This is a genomic window from Olsenella sp. oral taxon 809 str. F0356, from assembly GCF_000233535.1.
GTDB lineage: Bacteria > Actinomycetota > Coriobacteriia > Coriobacteriales > Atopobiaceae > Olsenella_I > Olsenella_I phocaeensis.
Genome location: NZ_JH376563.1, coordinates 796,404 through 814,248, shown reverse-complemented (window position 1 = coordinate 814,248; position 17,845 = coordinate 796,404). Strand labels below are relative to the sequence as shown.

The following is a 17,845-nucleotide window of genomic DNA, read 5'->3' as shown; positions in this document are numbered from 1 at the left end:
ACGCCGGGCTTCGGTGCATCATGCCTCTCATGCGAAGCGACGCAGACGACACAGACGTGACCGCACGGACGGACGCGGCCGAAGCCCACCACAGGGGCAGGCAGACCCCCGAGGAGAAGTTCCGGCAGATGACCGAGGAGCCCATCCGGCCCCTGATACTCTCGCTCGCCACGCCCTCGATCCTCTCCAACCTGGTCACCAGCATCTACAACCTGTCCGACACCTTCTTCGTGAGCAGCCTGGGCACCTCCGCGTCGGGTGCCATCGGCATCTCGTTCGTCGCGATGACCGCGATCCAGGCCATAGGCTTCTACTTCGGGCAGGGCACGGGCAATGCCATCTCGCGCCACCTTGGGGCGAGGGAGAGGGACGAGGCCTGCGTGCTTGCCACCACGGGCCTCGCCTGCACGCTGACGCTGGGGCTGGTCGTCGCCGTGCTGGGCAACGTCTTCATCGACCCCATCTGCCTCCTGGCCGGGTCGACCCCCACTATCCTCCCCTACGCGCGGCGCTTCGTGGGCATCATCCTCATGGGCGCGCCGTTCATGTGCAGCTCGCTCATGCTCAACATGCAGCTGCGCTTCGAGGGGGAGGCCTTCTACTCGATGGCGGCCATCATGACGGGCGCCGTGCTCAACATGGCGCTGACGCCGTTCTTGATCTACGTCTGCGGCATGGGGATCGCGGGCAGCGCGACCTCCACCGTCATCTGCGAGTTCATAAGCTTCTGTCTCCTGGTCTTCCAGATGCAGAGAGCGGGCATCACGCCGCTGGGCCTACGGTGGCTGCGGCGTCCCACGAGGGAGATGGCGCTCAAGATCAACAACGGCGGCGTGCCGTCCTTCGTACGACAGATCATGCTGGGCGTGGCGACGACGCTGCTCAACGACGCCGCGCGGCCGTTTGGCGACGCGGCCATCGCGGGACTGGCCATCGTCCAGCGCATCTGCGGCTTCGGCAACTACGTGCAGATTGGCATCGGACAGGGCTTCCAGCCCCTCGTGGGATACAACTACGGGGCACGGCGCTTCGGGCGCATCCGGGAGGGCTATGCGTTCGCGGTGCGCGCGGCGCTGGTCGCGGTGTTCTCTGTGGGCGTGTTCACCTGCGCCTTCGCGCCGCAGCTGGTTGCCTTCTTCAACGACGACCCCGAGGTGGTGCGCATAGCCACGCTCACCCTGCGCGTCGAGAGCTTCACCATGTCCATCACGGGCATGGCCATGATCACCAACTTCCTGCTCCAGACCACGGGGCGCATGTGGCGCGCCACCATCCTGGGTGCCTGCAGGCTGGGCCTGGTGCTCGGCCCGGTCGTGACCGTGCTGCCGCACTTCATGGGGCTCCTGGGCGTGCAGCTGGCCCAGCCCCTGACCGACGTGATCACGGGCCTGGTGGCGCTGCCCATGGCGGCGAGCATCCTCGGCGAGCTTGGGCGCGAGGAGCGGGCGGCCTAACGAGCGCGACTCGATTCAGCTGCGGATCGATCCGCGGCTGCAGTGTGGTCTAGCTGCGCTTTGACTTGGACCGGCTGGTCTTGCCAGACTTGAGCCGGCGGGCCTCGTCCCTCTCCGCGTCGACCTCCGCCTGCACCTCGGCGAGCGCGGCGGCAAGGCGCTCCGCCTCCCCCTGGGCTGCAGCCACGGCCTCCTTGGCGGAGGCGAGACGGGCCGTGGCGTCCGCCTGGGCTTGGGACGCCCGCTCGACGGCAGCCTCGGCCTCGCCCGCGATCCAGCGCGCGGAGCCCAGGCGCTCGGCGGCCGCGTCTGCGGCCGACTGCGCCGCACCCGCCGCCTTCGTGGCCTCGGCCAGCAGCAGGGCGATGCGGTCCCTCTCGGCCCAGGCCTCGGCGGCGGCGACGCTGAGCTCCTCGTCCTTCTGCGCTGCCGCCTCGACGGACTCTGCCTCGTCGCGGGTGCGCTTGCGAGCGGCCCTGAGCTCGGACTTCGCCTGCTTCAGGGCCTCGGACGCCTCCCTGAGCTCGACCGCCGCGGCCTCGCTCTGGTCGGCGGCATGCTCCGCCTCGGTGCGTGCGGACGCGAGACGGGCGACCAGCTTGCGGTCGATGAGGCCGTTGGGCGCCAGGAGGCAGGGCAGCAACTGGCGTGCCTCCTCCTGCCACCAGAACCAGCTGGGCACGACGTCCCAGCCCCAGTACTCGAAGCTTGCCTCGAGCCCCAGCTCGCAGCAGAGTGCGTCGAGGCCACGCTGGGAGCCCAGGCCGAGCTCGTCGGAGGAGCGACCACAGACGAAGGCAAGCTGCTTGCCAGCAAGGGCCTTCATGCCCTTCGCGTCATTGGCAAGCGTTCGCACGATGTCGACGGGAGAGACGTCAAGCCACGCCTGGTCGGGGTCGGCTCCCGCAAACGCGCGCGCGTCATAGCTGCCCGACATCGCGAGGAGCCCGCCCAGCCTCTTGGGCTGTCGCAGCATGAGTGCCGTGGCGTTGAGCGCGCCGATGCTGGCACCGGCAACGAGCGGCAGCTCCTTGCTGGCGGAGTGCCGTGCCGCATAGGGAAGGAGCTCCTTCTCCACGTAGCCTTGCCATTGCTCAAGGTTGCGCAGGCGGTAGTCGTCCACGGCGCCGCGGGCGAGCCAGGTCTGCGCGTCCATGGACTCGGTGCAGAAGAGCTGCAGCTCTCCAGCCTCGATGCGCTCGCGAAGCGCCTCGACCATGCCGCCGTTCTCCCAGCTGGTGCTGCAGCCGTCCTCTGACGGGAAGGCGATGACCGCGCGTCCGGCATCGCCATAGACTGACACGTCGAACGACCTCTGCGCCAGCTTGCTTTGGATGCTGATGTCTGCCTGCTTCATGGGAGACCTCCGGTCTGGCTCGTCGGCGGCGCATCGCCCAGCGATGCCCTGGTATCCAGGCTTAATTGTACGCGCTCGAAGGACGGCCGAAGCGCCAGCGGGCCGCTCGCAGGCCACGCCTGGCGAGGGCGCACCGAAAAAATGCGCATTGGATTACGTTCAGGCGAGGGCATTCTGGGCAAACGCGGCGCGTCTCCACAATTCGACACTACCGTGCGCAGTTTTTTGGCGCACTAGTCCGATTCCCCAGCCAACCAGAGACAGATGCGCGTGACGAGTCCCCTTGGGAGCGGCTCGTCATACTCCAGGCGCAGCGTCCCCTTCGAGCTGCGGCGCGAGCCAAGCTCTTGGGCGAAGTGGTCGAGAGCGGCCGCTCCCGGGTAGATTCCGACATGGCTCGCGTAGCCCGCGAAGTGCAGAAGCAGCTTCCCGTCCAGCCGATAGCTGGGCATCTGCCACGAGATGGTCTCCTCGGCCCCTGGGAGAGCGTCAACGACAGTCGCCCTGAGCTCGTCCAGCAGGAGGCGACGCTCCGCAGGCTGGGCCTCTAGGTACTCGTCCGCCGTGCGAGGTCCCGCGACGACGTCAGGGGCCTCGGGGCCGCCCACCTCCGCACCGCCCGACGACGTCGCATCCTTCTCCTTGCGGGACGGACGGTGCTCCATGCCCATGTACACGCCACCGCGCGCAAGCTCGTCCAACATCTGGGCGATATGCCGCTCGCGCGTGGCCGGAAGCTTGGCGCGGTCAATCCAACCCAGGTAGTCGTTTCGTTGGTAGGCGGGGCGCTGGTCGTAGTCCGCCCTCAGCCCGCGAGACTCGAGCAGCTCAAGGACGTCCTGCGGCATGGGGTTCCTCGCGCGCATACCATCCTCCCTTGGTTATTTAAACGAGAGACGCAGTCAAAGACGGCACCGGGCCTCATGCTGAGCAGATATCGACAGGCGACAAACACTGTATTTTTGGAAAATCATACACAAACGGAACCAGATATTATCTGCTAGATGCAGGAATTCGGTTACCATGGCACAGATACGATGGAATTTGACAAAGACGCCCTTCTGGAGAAGACAGACCAAACACACGAGAGGAAGGCCCGCCATGAAGAGCAGGCTCTTTGCCCTTTTGGGCATGGTGCTGGCATTCTGCATCTGCCTACCCCTAGGCATGCGGACAGCCCTTGCCGAGAGTGACCACCCCATCTATGTGAACGGCTCCACCGGGTCTGACAGCAACCCCGGCACGGAGGATGCGCCGGTGAAGACCTTCGCCAAGGTCAAGGAGCTGCTGCCCGGCTCGGGCTTCGACTTCGCCTACGTGAGCGGGGCGCTCAAGCCCTCTGGCGACGAGACCTGGGACCTCGGCGGCAAGATGCTCCAGCGGGCGTCTGGTTACTACGGCGAGCTCATCCATGTCGGGGGAGGCGCGAAGCTGACGCTCGCCAACATCGTCGTAGATGGCGGCATTGACAACGGCAGCTGGGCAGAGTGCACGGGCGGCTCAGGCGAAGGCGGATCCATCGTTGGCGTGTTCGACGGCGGTGCGCTGACGATCGCCGAGGGCGCCACGTTGCAGAACAACTACATCCGCAGCGAGGGGCATTGGTACCCCGAGGCAGGAGGCGGGGTCTTCGCGAAGGATGCGGGCACCACGGTGAACGTCGAAGGCGGCACCATCCGCAACAACTCCGCCGTCCGCGGCGGCGGCATCTACGGCTGCGATAATGCCGTCATCAACATGTCAAGCGGCACCATCACGGGCAACCACGCCGTCGATGGCACAAACAGCAACCCCGATCTTGATCAACGCTATGGCGGTTCCGGCGGCGGCATCTGCGTGTTCGATGGTGCCGACATCAACCTCTCGGGCGGCACCATATCCGGCAACGATGCCTTCGAGCGGGGCGGCGGCATCTCGGTAGGCACATTCTTTGGCCCCCAAAGCCAATCCGTCCTCACCATGACCGGCGGCACGATCGACGGCAACAGCGCCGGGAGCGGTGGCGGCGGCATCTTCGTGCAGTACGGCGACGATTCCGCCTATAGCATCGCGACCATCACCGGCGGCAGCATCACCAACAACGCCATGACGGGCGAAGGCGATGACAACGGCATGTTCGGCGGCGGCGGCATCTACGTCAACGGCATCGGTGACGGATATACCGGCTGGCACGACGCCGAGCTCTACCTCTCGAACGTCGAGGTGGCTAACAACTCGACGAAGGTCTACGGCGGCGGCTATGCTGCCTGCCCCGCCTCCGTCACCGAGATCAACCTGACTAACGGCTCGGTCTTCTACAACAACAAGGCCGACGAGGGCGCCAACGAGCTCTACATCCTCGCCGCGACCTGGCTCGGCACCCACAGCGGTAACCCTCCCTACGAGATCTCGCCCTCCATGCTCGGCGGTGGCGCCTACAGGTGGACCTACGACGACGGCAGCGAGGTTCCCCTCGACGACCTCAAGGGCGTGCTGGATGCCTGGTCCGGTCAGGAGCTCTCGCTCGGTAACGCGCTGACCAAGGACGATCCGGGCGTGCAAAAGGCACTCGGTTTGGCGAAGGTTCACATCACGGGCAACAGCTCCGCCACACGCGGTGGCGGTATCGGCTCCAACGGCACCGTGTTCATCGGCAAGTCCGTCGAGACCACCGAGATCAAGGTCACCAAGACCTGGAACGACGGCTCCGAGCAGAACGCCACCCATCCGGGCTCGGTGCTGGTCAACCTCTATCGCGACGGCCAGTACGTGGGCTTCCAGAAGGTCACCCCCGACTCCGACGGCAACTGGACGGCGACCTTCCAGAACCTCCCCAAGAACGACCCCAGCGGCCACGTGTACGACTACACCGTCGAAGAGCGCAAGGTCGAGGGCTACGTCCCCGAGGTCAGCGGCAGTGCCGCAGAGGGCTTTGTCATCACCAACACCCCCGCCACCTCCGTCCAGGTGAAGAAGAGCTGGGTCGGTCCCGTCGCAGGACCCGTGACGGTAAAGCTCCTGGCAGACGGCCACGACACGGACAGGGAGCTCGCACTCAACGAAGGGAGCGGCTGGAAGGGCAGCTTCGACGACCTGCCCAAGTATGCCGAGGACGGTCACGCGATCGCATACTCCGTGCGGGAGTCCGACGTGCCCGACGGCTACGAGGCCAGCGATCCGGCGGGTGACGCAGCGACCGGCTTCACCATCACGAACACCAACGTCGAGAAGGTCCACGTCCAGGGAAGCAAGACCTGGGACGACGACAACGACCGCGACGGCCTGCGACCCGCGAGCATCACGGTGCGGCTCCTCGCCGGCCAGACGGAGGTCGCAAGCAAGGAGGTCACGGCAGAGCAGGGCTGGAGCTGGGACTTTGGCGAGCTGCCGAAGTACGACGGCAACGGCAGCCCCATCAGCTACCGGATCGTCGAGGACAAGGTCGGGGGCTATGCGAGCACGACGTCCGAAACCGGCTTCGACGTCACCAACACGCACTCCCCCAGCGTCACCTTCGTCAAGGTGGAGAAGGTCTGGGACGACGCGGACAACGCCTCCGGCAAGCGTCCCGCCTCGGTGCGCGTGCAGCTGACGGCCAACGGCAAGGCCACGGGCGACGCGGTTGAGCTCTCCGCCGCCAACGGCTGGAAGCACAGCTGGGACAAGCTGCCCGTCAACGAGGCCGGCAAGAAGGTCACCTACGCGGTCCAGGAGGTCGAGGTCCCCGACGGCTACGCCTCCGAGGTCACGGGGAACGCTGGTGAGGGCTTCACGATCACCAACAAGCTGACCACCACCCCTCCCGACAAGACCCCCAAGAAGCCGAAGCCTGAGACCCCGAGCAAGGCAACCCCGAAGCCGAAGCCCGCGACGCCCAAGACCGGGGATGACAGCGCCTCGCCCATCGCTCCCCTGCTCGCGTCGGCATGCGCCCTGAGTGCGGGACTCGCCCTGCGACGCGGCGCGCGTCGCGAGGACTAACACCAGGCGAGAGCATCCACGACACCGATTGACGGTCCAGGCGGCCAGCGGAGTCAACTCCGTTGGCCGCCTTCTCGTTGGCATGACGGACGGAACGGATACGCCACCCGCGTTGCCAGCACACCAATGTTTGGCGCGAACCCCTAGCGTGCGTTCCTGACGAGAGCGGCCAGACGCGCGGCAACGGACGCGACGTCACTCTCACCAAGACTTGAGTAGCTCATCACGAAGGCGTGCCGGTCGGCCTCGGGCGCCTCGCCCCCGGCGTAGAAGCCGCTCATCGCCCGCAGGGGCACGCCCGCCTCGCGGCACGCGCGCTCGAGCTCCTGGTCGCTCGTGCCGGAAGGCAGCTCCAACCGTAGGACGAAATGCAGCCCCGCGTCCTTTGACCTCACGTCCGCGAGACGCACCCCAAGCTCCCCCTCGAGCGCGAGGAGAAGCTGGTCCCGCAGGTGGCGACAGCGCGTGCGCGTTCGGTTCACGTGCCGCTCGAAGCTGCCGGACTCTATGACGCGCGCCAGGACGAGCTGGTCGACGGTGCCCACGGTGCCCGACGCGAACGAGAGCTCGTCTCGCCAGCGCCGCGCCAGGGCCTCGGGCAGCACGGCGTACGCCACGCGGAAGGCCGGGCCAAGGCTCTTGGTGAAGGTGTTGGTGTATATCACACGACCCGCGACGTCGACGGACTGCAGCGTAGGCGCCGGCAGGCCCGAAAGGCGGAACTCGCAGTCGTAGTCGTCCTCGACCACGTAGCGCCGGGGATGCTCCGCCGCCCAGGCCAGGAGCTCGTAGCGGCGGCCAACCGGCATGACGACACCCGTGGGGAACTGGTGGGACGGCGTGACGTGCGCGACGTCGGCGCCGTTCGACCTGAGGCCGTCCACGACGAGGCCCGCCACGTCCATTCCCACGGGGACGACACGCACGCCGCTGGCCTGGTAGAGGCGGCGCAGCTGGGGATATCCGGGGTCCTCCACCGCAAAGCAGAGGTCCCGGCCCAGGAGCTGCGCCAGCATGGCGTCGAGCAGCTTGGAGCCGGCGCCCACCACGACCTGGTCCGGCGTGGCCGCGAGCCCGCGCGTCTGGGCCAGATGGCGACAGATGGCGGCGCGCAGGCGGGGTGACCCCAGGGGATCGGTCTGCCCGAGCAGGGAGCGCTCGTCCTCCTCGGCAAGCACCTCGCGTGTGATGCGCGCCCAGTTGCGAAGGGAGAAGAGGCCCGCTGAGCCCAGCTCCGCCTCCTCGTCGGGGAGGGTGGGAACGAATCGTTGCGCCCCGGACCCATGGGCTGGCCCCGACGCCGAGGCGTGGCTCGGGACGAGGGGCCGCGCGACTCTCGCCCGCCCGGAGATGCCCCGTGCCACGAAGTAGCCCCGGCGCTCGGCAGACTCGACGTAGCCTTCGGCCAGGAGCTGGCGATACGCCGCCTCCACCGTGATCACGCTCACGCCCAGGTGCTCCGCCAGGCGACGCTTGGGGGGCAGCCGGTCGCCCGCCACGAGCCGCGCCGACTCTATGTCTGCCCGCAGGCACTTGTAGAGGTGCGCGTACAGCGTGTCGCTGCCACGCCGCCCCATGTCGTAGGTAAGCATTTCTGACCCTGTTCTGGACTGGTACTGACCTTGTTGATTAATCATCTATTGGATATAGCGACAATATCAGACTCAACCTAGCCTTTGGTTCGTGACACCAGACGGCCTGCGCGGACGGGCGGGGGCACACGACCAAGGGAGAATGGCATGGCAACGGAGCAGACAGGCAAGGACCAGGCGGCGGCCAACCGCGAGTTCGCTCGGTCACTGGCGGGCGGCGTCATCATGGACGTCACCACGCCCGAACAGGCGCGCGTCGCGGAGGAGGCGGGCGCGGTCGCGGTCATGGCCCTGGAGCGCATACCGGCAGACATCCGCGCGGCAGGTGGCGTGTCCCGCATGAGCGACCCCAAGATGATCAGGGGAATCCAGGCGGCGGTGGGCATCCCCGTCATGGCGAAGTGCCGCATCGGCCACTTCGTCGAGGCGCAGGTCCTCCAGGCGATTGGCATCGACTTCATCGACGAGAGCGAGGTGCTCTCGCCTGCGGACGACGTGAACCACATCGACAAGACCGACTTCGCGGCACCCTTCGTCTGCGGCGCACGCGACCTGGGCGAGGCGCTGCGCCGCATCGCCGAGGGGGCGGCGATGATCCGCACCAAGGGCGAGGCCGGCACGGGTGACGTGGTGCAAGCCGTGAGCCACATGCGCAGGATGAACGCGCAGATCCGGCAGGTCCAGAGCCTGCGCGTCGACGAGCTCTTCGAGTTCGCCAAGGAGCTGCAGGTGCCCCTGGGGCTGCTGAGGCGCATTCATGACGAGGGCAGGCTACCCGTGGTCAACTTCGCCGCCGGTGGCGTGGCGACCCCGGCGGACGCGGCGCTCATGATGCAGCTGGGCTCTGAGGGCGTCTTCGTCGGGTCGGGCATCTTCAAGAGCGGCAACCCCGCCAAGAGGGCTGCGGCCATCGTCGAGGCCGTGCGCCACTACGAGGACGCCGAGCTCGTCGCCCGCGTGAGCGAGGACCTGGGCGAGGCCATGGTTGGCCTCAACGAGGACGAGGTAACGCTGCTCATGGCCAAGCGCGGGAGGTAGGGGCCGCAGGCGCGCCCGGACAGGCCGGAACGGAAGGCTCAGCCGCCAGGCCGATGGGCGCGACCTGCACGACCTACATTTCAGGCGCAACGGGCGCGGCGCGGTCACCCAGTTCGGTGGTCGCACCGCGCCTTGCGCGCCGATACTCGGAGGGGCACCAAGAAACTGTACATTGGATTTCTTTCAGGCGATAAAATCCTGGGCAAACGTCCCTCGCCTCCACAACTCTGAGGAATCATGCGCAGTTTTTTCCCACGAAGTCTGATAGGTCGCGCGCGATAAGAATTGGATGTCGGGTATCAGGATAAAGAGCGCAGGCGAGGCCACCGTCCCAGGAACGACCACCCACCCATTCCGCGCGACCGATGGCTCCTACCTGGTTGAGGGCAAGCGCGTCAGCGGCTTCACCAACATGGAGGAGAAGCTCAACCGCACGGCGAAGGCCATACCCTTCTCACCCGAGGACGAGATCGGCAAGCGCGGCGGCAAGTTCACCAAGAGGCCCCCCTTCAGCACGTTCGCCGTAGCCGACGGGCGCCTGATAAGCGGCCAGAACCCCATGTCGGCCGCAAAGACCGCCACGCTGCTCGTCGAGGCCCTGCGCGCGTAGGCGGCAGGACCGCGCTGGGACGGGCAGGCGCCTCGCGTCCTTGCCTGCTAGCCCAGCAGCTCCCGGTAGATCCGCTCGTCCCGGGCGAGAAACACGTTGAATACCACCTGGTCTACCGCACCGGGATGCTCGTCGAGCCAGCTTCGGACGGAGCCCACGGCGATGCGCGCCGCCTCCTCCTGGGGGAAGCCGAAGAGCCCCGTGCTGATGCAGCAGAAGGCGACGCTACGGTCGCCCGCCTCGCTCGCGGCGTCGAGGCAGCTCTCGTAGCAGTCTGCCAGCTGGCGTCGGTGCAGGTTCGTGGGCGCGCCTCCCGCGATGGGCCCCACGGTGTGGACGACGTGGCGCACCGGCAGGTTGTACGCCGACGTCAGCTTGGCCTGGCCCGTCGGCTCCTCGTGGCGCTGCGCCGCCATGAGCCGCGCACACTCCTCGCGCAGCTGCACCCCCGCGTAGCTGTGGATCGCGTTGTCTATGCAGTGGTGTCCAGGCACCCAGCAGCCCAGGAGCTGGCTGTTGGCCGCGTTGACGATGGCATCCACCTCGAGGGCGGTGATGTCGCCACGCCAGAGCGAGAGGTGCCCGTCGACGTCGCAGCGCGGCAACCGCGCCGCGACCGTGACGCCCTTCTCCTCTGCCATGACGCGCAGCAGTCGGTCCTGGCGTGCATAGAACTCGTCGCTCGCGGGACGCGGCTCACGCACGTTCATCAGCGCGCGGAGGTGGGGCCAGAGCTGGCCCGGCTCCGTGGCCGAGGCGCGACTGGCCGAGCCGCGCTCCTCCTCGAGGTAGTCGATGAGCCACCTGAGCTCCGCCTCCCTCTCGTCGTCCACGACGTCCATGGGCTATGCCTCCTCCGCGAGCTTCGCCCTCAGGCCGGCGAGCACCCGCGCCGCATCGTCGCGAATCAGAATCGCGCGCTCGCCCAGCGCGGCAGGCGCCAGCGACTCCGTGGCGTTGACCTGCGCGTACGTAGCCCGCGGATTCTGCGCGGCAAGCTTCCAAAAGGGGTACTTGATGATGCCCGGCGTGTTGTTGCCCACGCCGACCTCGAGGTAGACGACCTTGTCACCCTCGTGGGCATCCAGGAAGGCCCGATAGCGTCCGGCCGCCGCATGCCAGCCCGCATCCTCCACGAAGGTGGAGTCCGCACGCAGGTTCATGCTCATCTCCTCACCGCAGCGCGGGCAACGGGGCACGAGCTCCTCGGGCACGCGCAGGTCGCTCTGGAGCTCGACCATCTGCCGCACGACCTCGTAGTTGTCGTAGGTCTCGTCGTGGCAGGGCACGGAGCACTGCCAGAGGCCGTAGTCGCCCTGGGTGTAGAAGAGACGCTCCCGGTCGACGCCCGCACGCTGGAACTGGTGGTCGACGTTCGTGGTGAGCACGAAGTGCTCTCGGCCTCGCAGCAGCGCCACCAGGTCGCGGTAGGGCTCGCCGACCGGACAGTCGTAGCGCGCATACCACACGTGACGGCTCCACCAGGCCCAGCGCGTCGTCGCGCCGGGGAAGGGATAGAAGCCCCCGGAATAGAGGTCCGTGATGCCAAAGCGCTCGTGGAAGTCGCCGAACCTCGCGAGGAAGCGCTCCCCGGAGTAGTCGAACTCCGGCCCGCAGGCGGCCGAGAGCCCCGCCCCGGCACCCACCAGCACGGCGTCGGCCTCCCTGATGCGCCGCGCGAGCTCGCCCACGGCATCCTCCGTGCTGCCCGTGGGCCGCGTGGCCCAGCGGACGTCGACCGACCTTCCCATCGGCATCGCGACTCCCCTCCCGTTTCTGCAAGCGTTTCCGTCCATTCTTACCCAAGCGAGAGAAGCTCTGGCGCACGATGCCCCCGCTTCTTCTCGCCTGAATTTTTCTTCCTTTTTGCTAGAATCTGCTTTCGTACGTAAGAAACATGCCACTGCTACGGCTCCGCGACGACGCGCTGCCACGCAGTCGCCCTCTTGGTGCAAGCCAGACAGAAGGTCCCACATGTCCAAGCGCGACGCCAAGATCCTCGAGCTGCTCACAGTCGAGAAGAAGATGGACGTCACGCGCCTGTCGGAGCGGCTCGGCGTCTCCAACGTCACCATGCGCAAGGACCTCGACTCGCTCCAGGACCGCGGCCTCGTGCTGCGCGAGCACGGCTTTGCCCTCCTTGCCAACCCCAACGACGTGAGCGGGCGCCTGGCGTACCACTACGAGGAGAAGCGCCGCATCGCCCAGCGCGCGGCCGAGCTCGTGCCCGACGGCTCCACCATCATGATCGAGAGCGGCAGCTGCTGTGCCATCCTCGCACGCGAGCTCGCCGTCCAGAAGCAGGGCGTGACCGTGGTCACCAATAGCGTCTTCATAGCCAACTACCTGCGTGACTTCCCGAGCGTCGAGGCAATCCTGCTGGGCGGGATCATGCAGCGCGACTCCCAGGTCACCGTGGGTCCGCTCCTGCGCACCTGTGCCCGCGAGTTTGCGGTCGACCACCTCTTCGTGGGAGCGGACGGCTGGATCGACGGAGTGGGCTTCACCAATGGCGACCAGATGCGCGCCGAGGCGGACCGCACGATGGCAGAGTCGGCCGGACACGTGGTCGTGCTCACAGAGTCCGAGAAGTTCCGCCAGCACGGCGCCATCCCCCTGCGCTTCGGGGACAAGCCGCTGGGCGTCGTGACCGACCCCGGCCTGGGCTATGAGACCCTCCGGAGGCTGGAGCAGATGGGAATCGAGACCCTGATTGCGTGACGAGGCCACGACGTGCCGACGGCGCGGCGCAAGGGCCGGGCGAGAGACCCGTGCCTGCCTTGCGGCGGGCGATACCCCTCCGCGCCCTCCCAGCCAATCCACGCTAGAAGAACGCGCGCACGCCCTCGTCCGCGTAGGCGCGCGCGTACTCCACGAGATCCTCCTCGTGCAGGTTCGTCTTGCCCGCAAGGGCATAGGGCCGCTCGAGAAGCGCGTACTTCGACTCCCCGAGGTTGTGGAAGGGAAGAAGCTGCACCTGGTCCAGGCCCAGGCCGCGCAGCAGCCGCGCCATCTGGCGCGCGTCCTCGATGTCGGCGTTGAAGCCCGGCACCACCGGCGTGCGCACCAGCACGTCCCGGCCAGCCCCCACGGCCCAGCTCAGGTTGGCGAGCGGCAGCTCGTTGCCGTCGCCCGTCCTCGCGCGATGCGTCGCCGCGTCCCAGTGCTTCATGTCCACGAGCAGGTGGTCCACCAGCGGTGCCACACGGGCGAAGACCTCCTGGGGCACGTAGGCCTCGGTCTCGAGGCAGCTGTCTATGCCCTCCTCGCGCAGGCGACCCAGGAACTCGACGCAGAAGTCGGGCCAGAGCAGCGCCTCCCCTCCCGAGAGCGTCACCCCGCCGCCGGAGTCCTCGTAGAAGGGCTTGTCCTGCAGGCAGAGTGCCAGCAGCCCCTCGACGTCGCGCGTCCTCCCCACCACGCTGAGCGCATGACCGGGGCACTCTGCCACCGCACGCGCGGCGGCCTTCGAGCACGCGTCGACGCCATGCAGGTCCACGTGCCGCCTGCCGCCCGTCACGCGCTCGCCCGCCCCAGCGCAGAGATCGACGCAATGCCCGCAGCCCACGCAGGAGGCGCGCTCCCACTCCAGCTCTGGCTCGCGCCGCTGGCTCTCTGGGTTGGCGCACCACTGGCAGCGCAGGGGGCAGCCCTTCAAGAAGACGACGGTACGAATGCCCGGGCCGTCGTTCAGGCTGAACTTCTGGACGTTGAAGACGGTCGCCGTCTGCATACTGCCTCCGCGGGGACGTTTTTCTCGCCTTGACTTCTCTTCCGTGTCACCTATCATTATATTTACGTTCGTAAGTATATATTATTTCTTACGTAATTAGGAGAACGGATGGAGAACGCACGGCACTTCGGCTCCCTCACCCCACGCATGCAGGAATTTCGCGAGGAGGTCCTGGACGAGAAGCCCTTCGTCGACGCCGAGCGCGCCGTCCTCTGCACGGAGTCATATCGCCAGACCACCAACCAGCCGCCCGTCCTGAGGCGCGCGCTCTCGTTCGCGCACATCCTGGACAACATGAGCGTCTACATCGAGGACAAGACCCTCCTCGCAGGCAACCAGGCGACCAAGAACTGCAACGCGCCCGTCTTCCCCGAGTACACGCTGGGCTTCGTCCTCGACGAGCTCGACCAGTTCGACAAGCGCGACGGCGACGTCTTCTACGTGACCGACGAGGACAAGGCCCGTATCCGCTCCATCGCGCCCTTCTGGGAGAACAACACCCTGCGCGACCGCGGCCTGGCGCTCCTGCCCGACGAGGTCTCGGTCTTCATGGAGACGGGCGTCTTTGGCATGGAGGGCAAGCTCAACGCGGGCGACGCGCACCTGGCCATCAACCACGCACGCCTGCTGCGCGAGGGACTTCGGGGCTACGAGGAGCGCACGCGTGCGGCGATGGGCGCGCTTGACCTCACCGACCCCGAGTCCGTCGACAGGCTGGCGTTCTACCGCGCCGTCCTGACGGTCATCCCGGCCGTCCGTCGCTGGGCACGACGCTACGCCACGCTCGCACGCGAGCTCGCGGCCCGACAGGACGACCCCGCGCGCAGGGCCGAGCTCGAGCGCATGGCCGCCACCTGCGAGCGCGTGCCTTACGAGCCCGCCCGGAGCTTCCGCGAGGCCGTGCAGGAGGTGTGGTTCTCGCAGGTCCTGCTGCAGATCGAGTCAAACGGCCACTCGCTCTCGTACGGCCGCTTCGACCAGTACATGCTCCCCTACTACCAGGCCGACGTCGCCAGCGGAGCCATCACGCGCGAAGAGGCGCTCGAGCTTCTGACCAACCTCTGGATCAAGTCGCTCACCGTGCAGAAGATCCGCAGCAGGTCGCACACGCTCTCGTCGGCCGGCAGCCCCATGTACCAGAACGTCACCATCGGTGGCCAGACCACCGGACACGAGGACGCGGTCAACGAGCTTTCGTACCTCGTCCTGCAGTCCGTGGCGCAGGCCCGCCTGACCCAGCCCAACCTCACGGTGCGCTACCACGCGGGCATCGACAAGCGCTTCCTGGACGAGTGCGTCGAGGTCATGAAGCTGGGCTTTGGCATGCCCGCCCTTAACAACGACGAGGTCATCATCCCCTCGTTCGTCAAGTGGGGCGTCGCCGAGGAGGACGCGTACAACTACTCTGCCATCGGCTGCGTCGAGACCGCCGTCCCGGGCAAGTGGGGCTATCGTTGCACCGGCATGAGCTACCTCAACTTCCCCCGACTGCTCCTCTGCTGCATGAACGGCGGCGTCGACCTCACCACCGGCAGGCGCTTCACCAAGGACTACGGCCACTTCACGCAGATGAGCAGCTACGACGAGCTGCTTGCCGCCTGGGACAAGACCATCCGCGAGATGACTCGCTACTCCGTGATCGTCGAGAACTTCATCGACAAGGCCTCCGAGCGTGACGTGCCCGACGTGCTCTGCTCCGCCCTCACCGACGACTGCATCGCGCGCGGCAAGACCATCAAGGAGGGCGGCGCCGTCTATGACTTCATCAGCGGCCTGCAGGTTGGCATCGCCAACATGGCCGACAGCCTTGCTGCCATCAAGAAGCTTGTGTTCGACGAGGGCAAGATCTCGAGCCAGGAACTCTGGGACGCACTACTCGACGACTTCCAGTCCCCCCAGGGCAAGCGCGTCCAGGAGCTCCTCGTGAACGATGCCCCCAAGTACGGCAACGACATCGACTACGTCGACGACCTGGTGGTCGAGGCCTACGACTCCTACATCGACGAGATCGCGAAGTACCCTTCTACGCGCCACGACCGCGGCCCAATCGGCGGCATTCGCTACGCAGGCACGAGCTCCATCAGCGCCAACGTGGGGCAGGGCATGGGCACCATGGCGACGCCCGACGGTCGCCACGCCCACGAGCCGCTTGCCGAGGGCTGCAGCCCCGCGCACAACTGCGACAGGCAGGGCCCCACGGCCGTGTTCAAGTCCATCACCAAGCTTCCCACCGAGAAGATCACCGGCGGCGTGCTGCTCAACCAGAAGCTGACCCCCACCATGCTCTCGCGCGACGAGAACAAGCAGAAGCTCGAACTCATGCTCCAGACCTACTTCAACCGCCTGCACGGCTACCACGTCCAGTTCAACGTGGTCTCGCGCGAGACGCTGATCGACGCGCAGAAGCACCCCGAGGACCACAAGGACCTCATCGTGCGCGTCGCGGGCTACAGCGCCTTCTTCAACGCGCTCAGCAAGGCCACGCAGGACGACATCATCGGACGCACCGAGCAGACGCTCTAGAATCACAGGCAGACGACTCAGGCGAGGACAAGAGGGAGAGAAGCGACATGGAGTTCTTCATCGACACCGCGGACATCGAGGCAATCAGGGAGCTGTGCTCCTTTCTCCCCATCGATGGCGTGACCACAAACCCCACCATCATCACCAAGTCCGGCAAGGCGCCCGAGCAGGTGTTCGCCGAGCTCGAGGAGGTCCTGGACGAGGACCAGAAGATCATCGCCCAGGTGGTGGCGACCGACTACGAGGGCATCCTGGCGGAGTCGCGCAAGATCGCCTCGCTGCGCGGTGGCAAGAACGTCGTCGTCAAGATTCCCGTATCGCGGGAGGGACTGCGCGCCATCCCCGCCGTCAAGTCTGAGGGCATATGCGTGCTGGCGACGGGCATCTACAGCCCCGACCAGGCCTTCTGGGCCGCGAAGGCGGGTGCGGACTACCTGGCGCCCTACGTCAACCGCATGTGCAACTACGGCGACGGCGTGAGCCAGGTAATCGAGCTCGTCGACACCCTGGCCACCTACGGCTTCGACGCAAAGGTCTGTGCCGCGTCGTTCAAGAACGTCGACCAGGTGCATCAGCTCCTCGCGGCGGGCACTCCCGCCGTCACCGTGGCGCCGGACGTGATCCGCGCGATGGTCGACCATCCCGGCACCGCGATCGCCGTGGACGAGTTCACGAGCAACTGGCGGAAGACCTACGGAAGGTCCACGCTCGAGGCGTAGGGTCTGAGACCGGAGGCAATGGATGCCGCTCGAGAGGTGGAAAGGACAGCATTTCGCGTGAAATGCTGTCCTTTTTCTCGCTCAACTGGGCAAACACAAAATTTGACAGCATTCTACGCAGAATGCTGTCTTGGAGGGCCTTCGCCAAAGCAAGGTCGACTGCGGCTACCCCAGGCCCAGGCTCACAGTCCGAGCTCGCGCACCCAGGACGCGAGCTCGGCCGCAGAGGCGCCGGCGCTCAACCTGCGACCACCGCGCACCGTAGCGTCGGGCACGAGCTGCTGCATGCGCTCCGGAGCCTTGCCCAGACCACTTCCGCCGCTGGTGGCAAAGGGCACGACGGTCTTCCCGGAAAAGTCGTGAGCCTCCAGGAAGCTGTCTACGATGCGCGGCTCGACGTACCACCATACGGGGAACCCCACGAAGATGACGTCGTAGCCAGAAAGGTCGACGTCGTCGCCCGCAAGCTCGGGACGGCAGGACTCGTCCCGCATCTCGACGCTGCTGCGCGACGCCCTGTCGTTCCAGTTGAGGTCGGCGCTGCTGTAGGGTCGCGCCGGCGCGACCTCGTGCAGGTCGGCCCCCGCGGCGTCTGCCAGCGTCTTTGCCACGCGCGCAGTGGTTCCCGTGGCCGAGAAGTATGCGACCAGAACCTTTGCCATGATCCTCTCCCCCTCCATGGACGCCGGCGGACGCACCATGCGGCCAATCGGCGCCCCGCTCGTTGGGATAATCATGCGCCGACGTGGAGCCATCGTTCAATGCCCAGAATCGTCGCGCGTGGAGTCGTCCGGCATCCTTCCCAACTCGGCAAAAATTGAAATTTTGCCGAGTTGCATGTGAGCTAGCTGGGGCCTTG

At 66.7% G+C, this 17,845-nt stretch carries 14 protein-coding genes; 7 read left to right on the top strand and 7 right to left on the bottom strand.

Annotation, left to right across the window (positions count from 1 at the left end; translation table 11 throughout):
* Positions 1 to 56: 56 nt before the first annotated feature.
* Entirely contained in the window at positions 57 to 1,454 is a 1,398-nt protein-coding gene (locus tag HMPREF1008_RS03750; RefSeq protein ID WP_232202827.1) for an MATE family efflux transporter, read from the top strand.
* Positions 1,455 to 1,503: 49 nt separating this feature from the next.
* Here the strand turns inward: HMPREF1008_RS03750 and HMPREF1008_RS03745 are convergent, their stop codons facing one another.
* A complete protein-coding gene (locus HMPREF1008_RS03745; RefSeq protein ID WP_009278501.1) occupies positions 1,504 to 2,811 on the bottom strand; it encodes an alpha/beta hydrolase-fold protein in 1,308 nt (435 codons plus the stop codon).
* A gap of 233 nt (positions 2,812 to 3,044) precedes the next feature.
* Positions 3,045 to 3,659 carry a DUF1801 domain-containing protein gene (locus tag HMPREF1008_RS10605; RefSeq protein WP_198003147.1) on the bottom strand — a complete coding sequence of 205 codons (615 nt, stop codon included), beginning with the start codon at positions 3,657 to 3,659 and terminating at the stop codon, positions 3,045 to 3,047.
* Between the two features lie 253 nt (positions 3,660 to 3,912).
* On the opposite strand from HMPREF1008_RS10605, the gene HMPREF1008_RS03730 reads away from it, so the two are divergent.
* Entirely contained in the window at positions 3,913 to 6,771 is a 2,859-nt protein-coding gene (locus HMPREF1008_RS03730) for a Cna B-type domain-containing protein (protein ID WP_009278499.1), read from the top strand.
* 143 nt (positions 6,772 to 6,914) lie between these two features.
* Here the strand turns inward: HMPREF1008_RS03730 and HMPREF1008_RS03725 are convergent, their stop codons facing one another.
* Positions 6,915 to 8,363 (bottom strand): PLP-dependent aminotransferase family protein, encoded by a 1,449-nt coding sequence (locus HMPREF1008_RS03725; RefSeq protein WP_009278498.1) that lies wholly within the window; start codon positions 8,361 to 8,363, stop codon positions 6,915 to 6,917.
* 147 nt (positions 8,364 to 8,510) lie between these two features.
* Here HMPREF1008_RS03725 and pdxS point away from each other — a divergent pair, with 147 nt between their 5' ends.
* Positions 8,511 to 9,401: a pyridoxal 5'-phosphate synthase lyase subunit PdxS gene (pdxS, locus tag HMPREF1008_RS03720; protein ID WP_009278497.1), complete on the top strand. Its 891-nt coding sequence runs from the start codon at positions 8,511 to 8,513 to the stop codon at positions 9,399 to 9,401.
* A gap of 289 nt (positions 9,402 to 9,690) precedes the next feature.
* The gene (locus HMPREF1008_RS03715) at positions 9,691 to 10,011 is read left to right on the top strand and encodes a hypothetical protein (protein ID WP_009278496.1); all 321 of its coding nucleotides are present in this window, start codon (positions 9,691 to 9,693) and stop codon (positions 10,009 to 10,011) included.
* A gap of 47 nt (positions 10,012 to 10,058) precedes the next feature.
* On the opposite strand, the gene HMPREF1008_RS03710 is transcribed toward HMPREF1008_RS03715, so the two are convergent.
* Together HMPREF1008_RS03710 and HMPREF1008_RS03705 are read right to left on the bottom strand one after the other, a co-directional pair.
* Positions 10,059 to 10,853, bottom strand: a complete 795-nt coding sequence (locus HMPREF1008_RS03710) for a protein-ADP-ribose hydrolase (RefSeq protein WP_009278495.1) — start codon at positions 10,851 to 10,853, stop codon at positions 10,059 to 10,061.
* Positions 10,854 to 10,856: 3 nt separating this feature from the next.
* Positions 10,857 to 11,768, bottom strand: a complete 912-nt coding sequence (locus tag HMPREF1008_RS03705) for a hypothetical protein (protein ID WP_009278494.1) — start codon at positions 11,766 to 11,768, stop codon at positions 10,857 to 10,859.
* A gap of 217 nt (positions 11,769 to 11,985) precedes the next feature.
* On the opposite strand from HMPREF1008_RS03705, the gene HMPREF1008_RS03700 reads away from it, so the two are divergent.
* On the top strand, positions 11,986 to 12,732 hold the full coding sequence (locus tag HMPREF1008_RS03700) for a DeoR/GlpR family DNA-binding transcription regulator (RefSeq protein ID WP_009278493.1): 747 nt from the start codon (positions 11,986 to 11,988) through the stop codon (positions 12,730 to 12,732).
* A gap of 103 nt (positions 12,733 to 12,835) precedes the next feature.
* On the opposite strand, the gene HMPREF1008_RS03695 is transcribed toward HMPREF1008_RS03700, so the two are convergent.
* Positions 12,836 to 13,744: a glycyl-radical enzyme activating protein gene (locus HMPREF1008_RS03695; protein ID WP_009278492.1), complete on the bottom strand. Its 909-nt coding sequence runs from the start codon at positions 13,742 to 13,744 to the stop codon at positions 12,836 to 12,838.
* 108 nt (positions 13,745 to 13,852) lie between these two features.
* Here HMPREF1008_RS03695 and HMPREF1008_RS03690 point away from each other — a divergent pair, with 108 nt between their 5' ends.
* Together HMPREF1008_RS03690 and HMPREF1008_RS03685 are read left to right on the top strand one after the other, a co-directional pair.
* Positions 13,853 to 16,267 carry a glycyl radical protein gene (locus HMPREF1008_RS03690; RefSeq protein WP_009278491.1) on the top strand — a complete coding sequence of 805 codons (2,415 nt, stop codon included), beginning with the start codon at positions 13,853 to 13,855 and terminating at the stop codon, positions 16,265 to 16,267.
* A 47-nt stretch (positions 16,268 to 16,314) separates the two neighbouring features.
* Entirely contained in the window at positions 16,315 to 16,986 is a 672-nt protein-coding gene (locus tag HMPREF1008_RS03685) for a transaldolase family protein (RefSeq protein ID WP_009278490.1), read from the top strand.
* Between the two features lie 182 nt (positions 16,987 to 17,168).
* On the opposite strand, the gene HMPREF1008_RS03680 is transcribed toward HMPREF1008_RS03685, so the two are convergent.
* Positions 17,169 to 17,648 carry a flavodoxin gene (locus tag HMPREF1008_RS03680; RefSeq protein WP_009278489.1) on the bottom strand — a complete coding sequence of 160 codons (480 nt, stop codon included), beginning with the start codon at positions 17,646 to 17,648 and terminating at the stop codon, positions 17,169 to 17,171.
* Between the last annotated feature and the right edge of the window lie 197 nt (positions 17,649 to 17,845).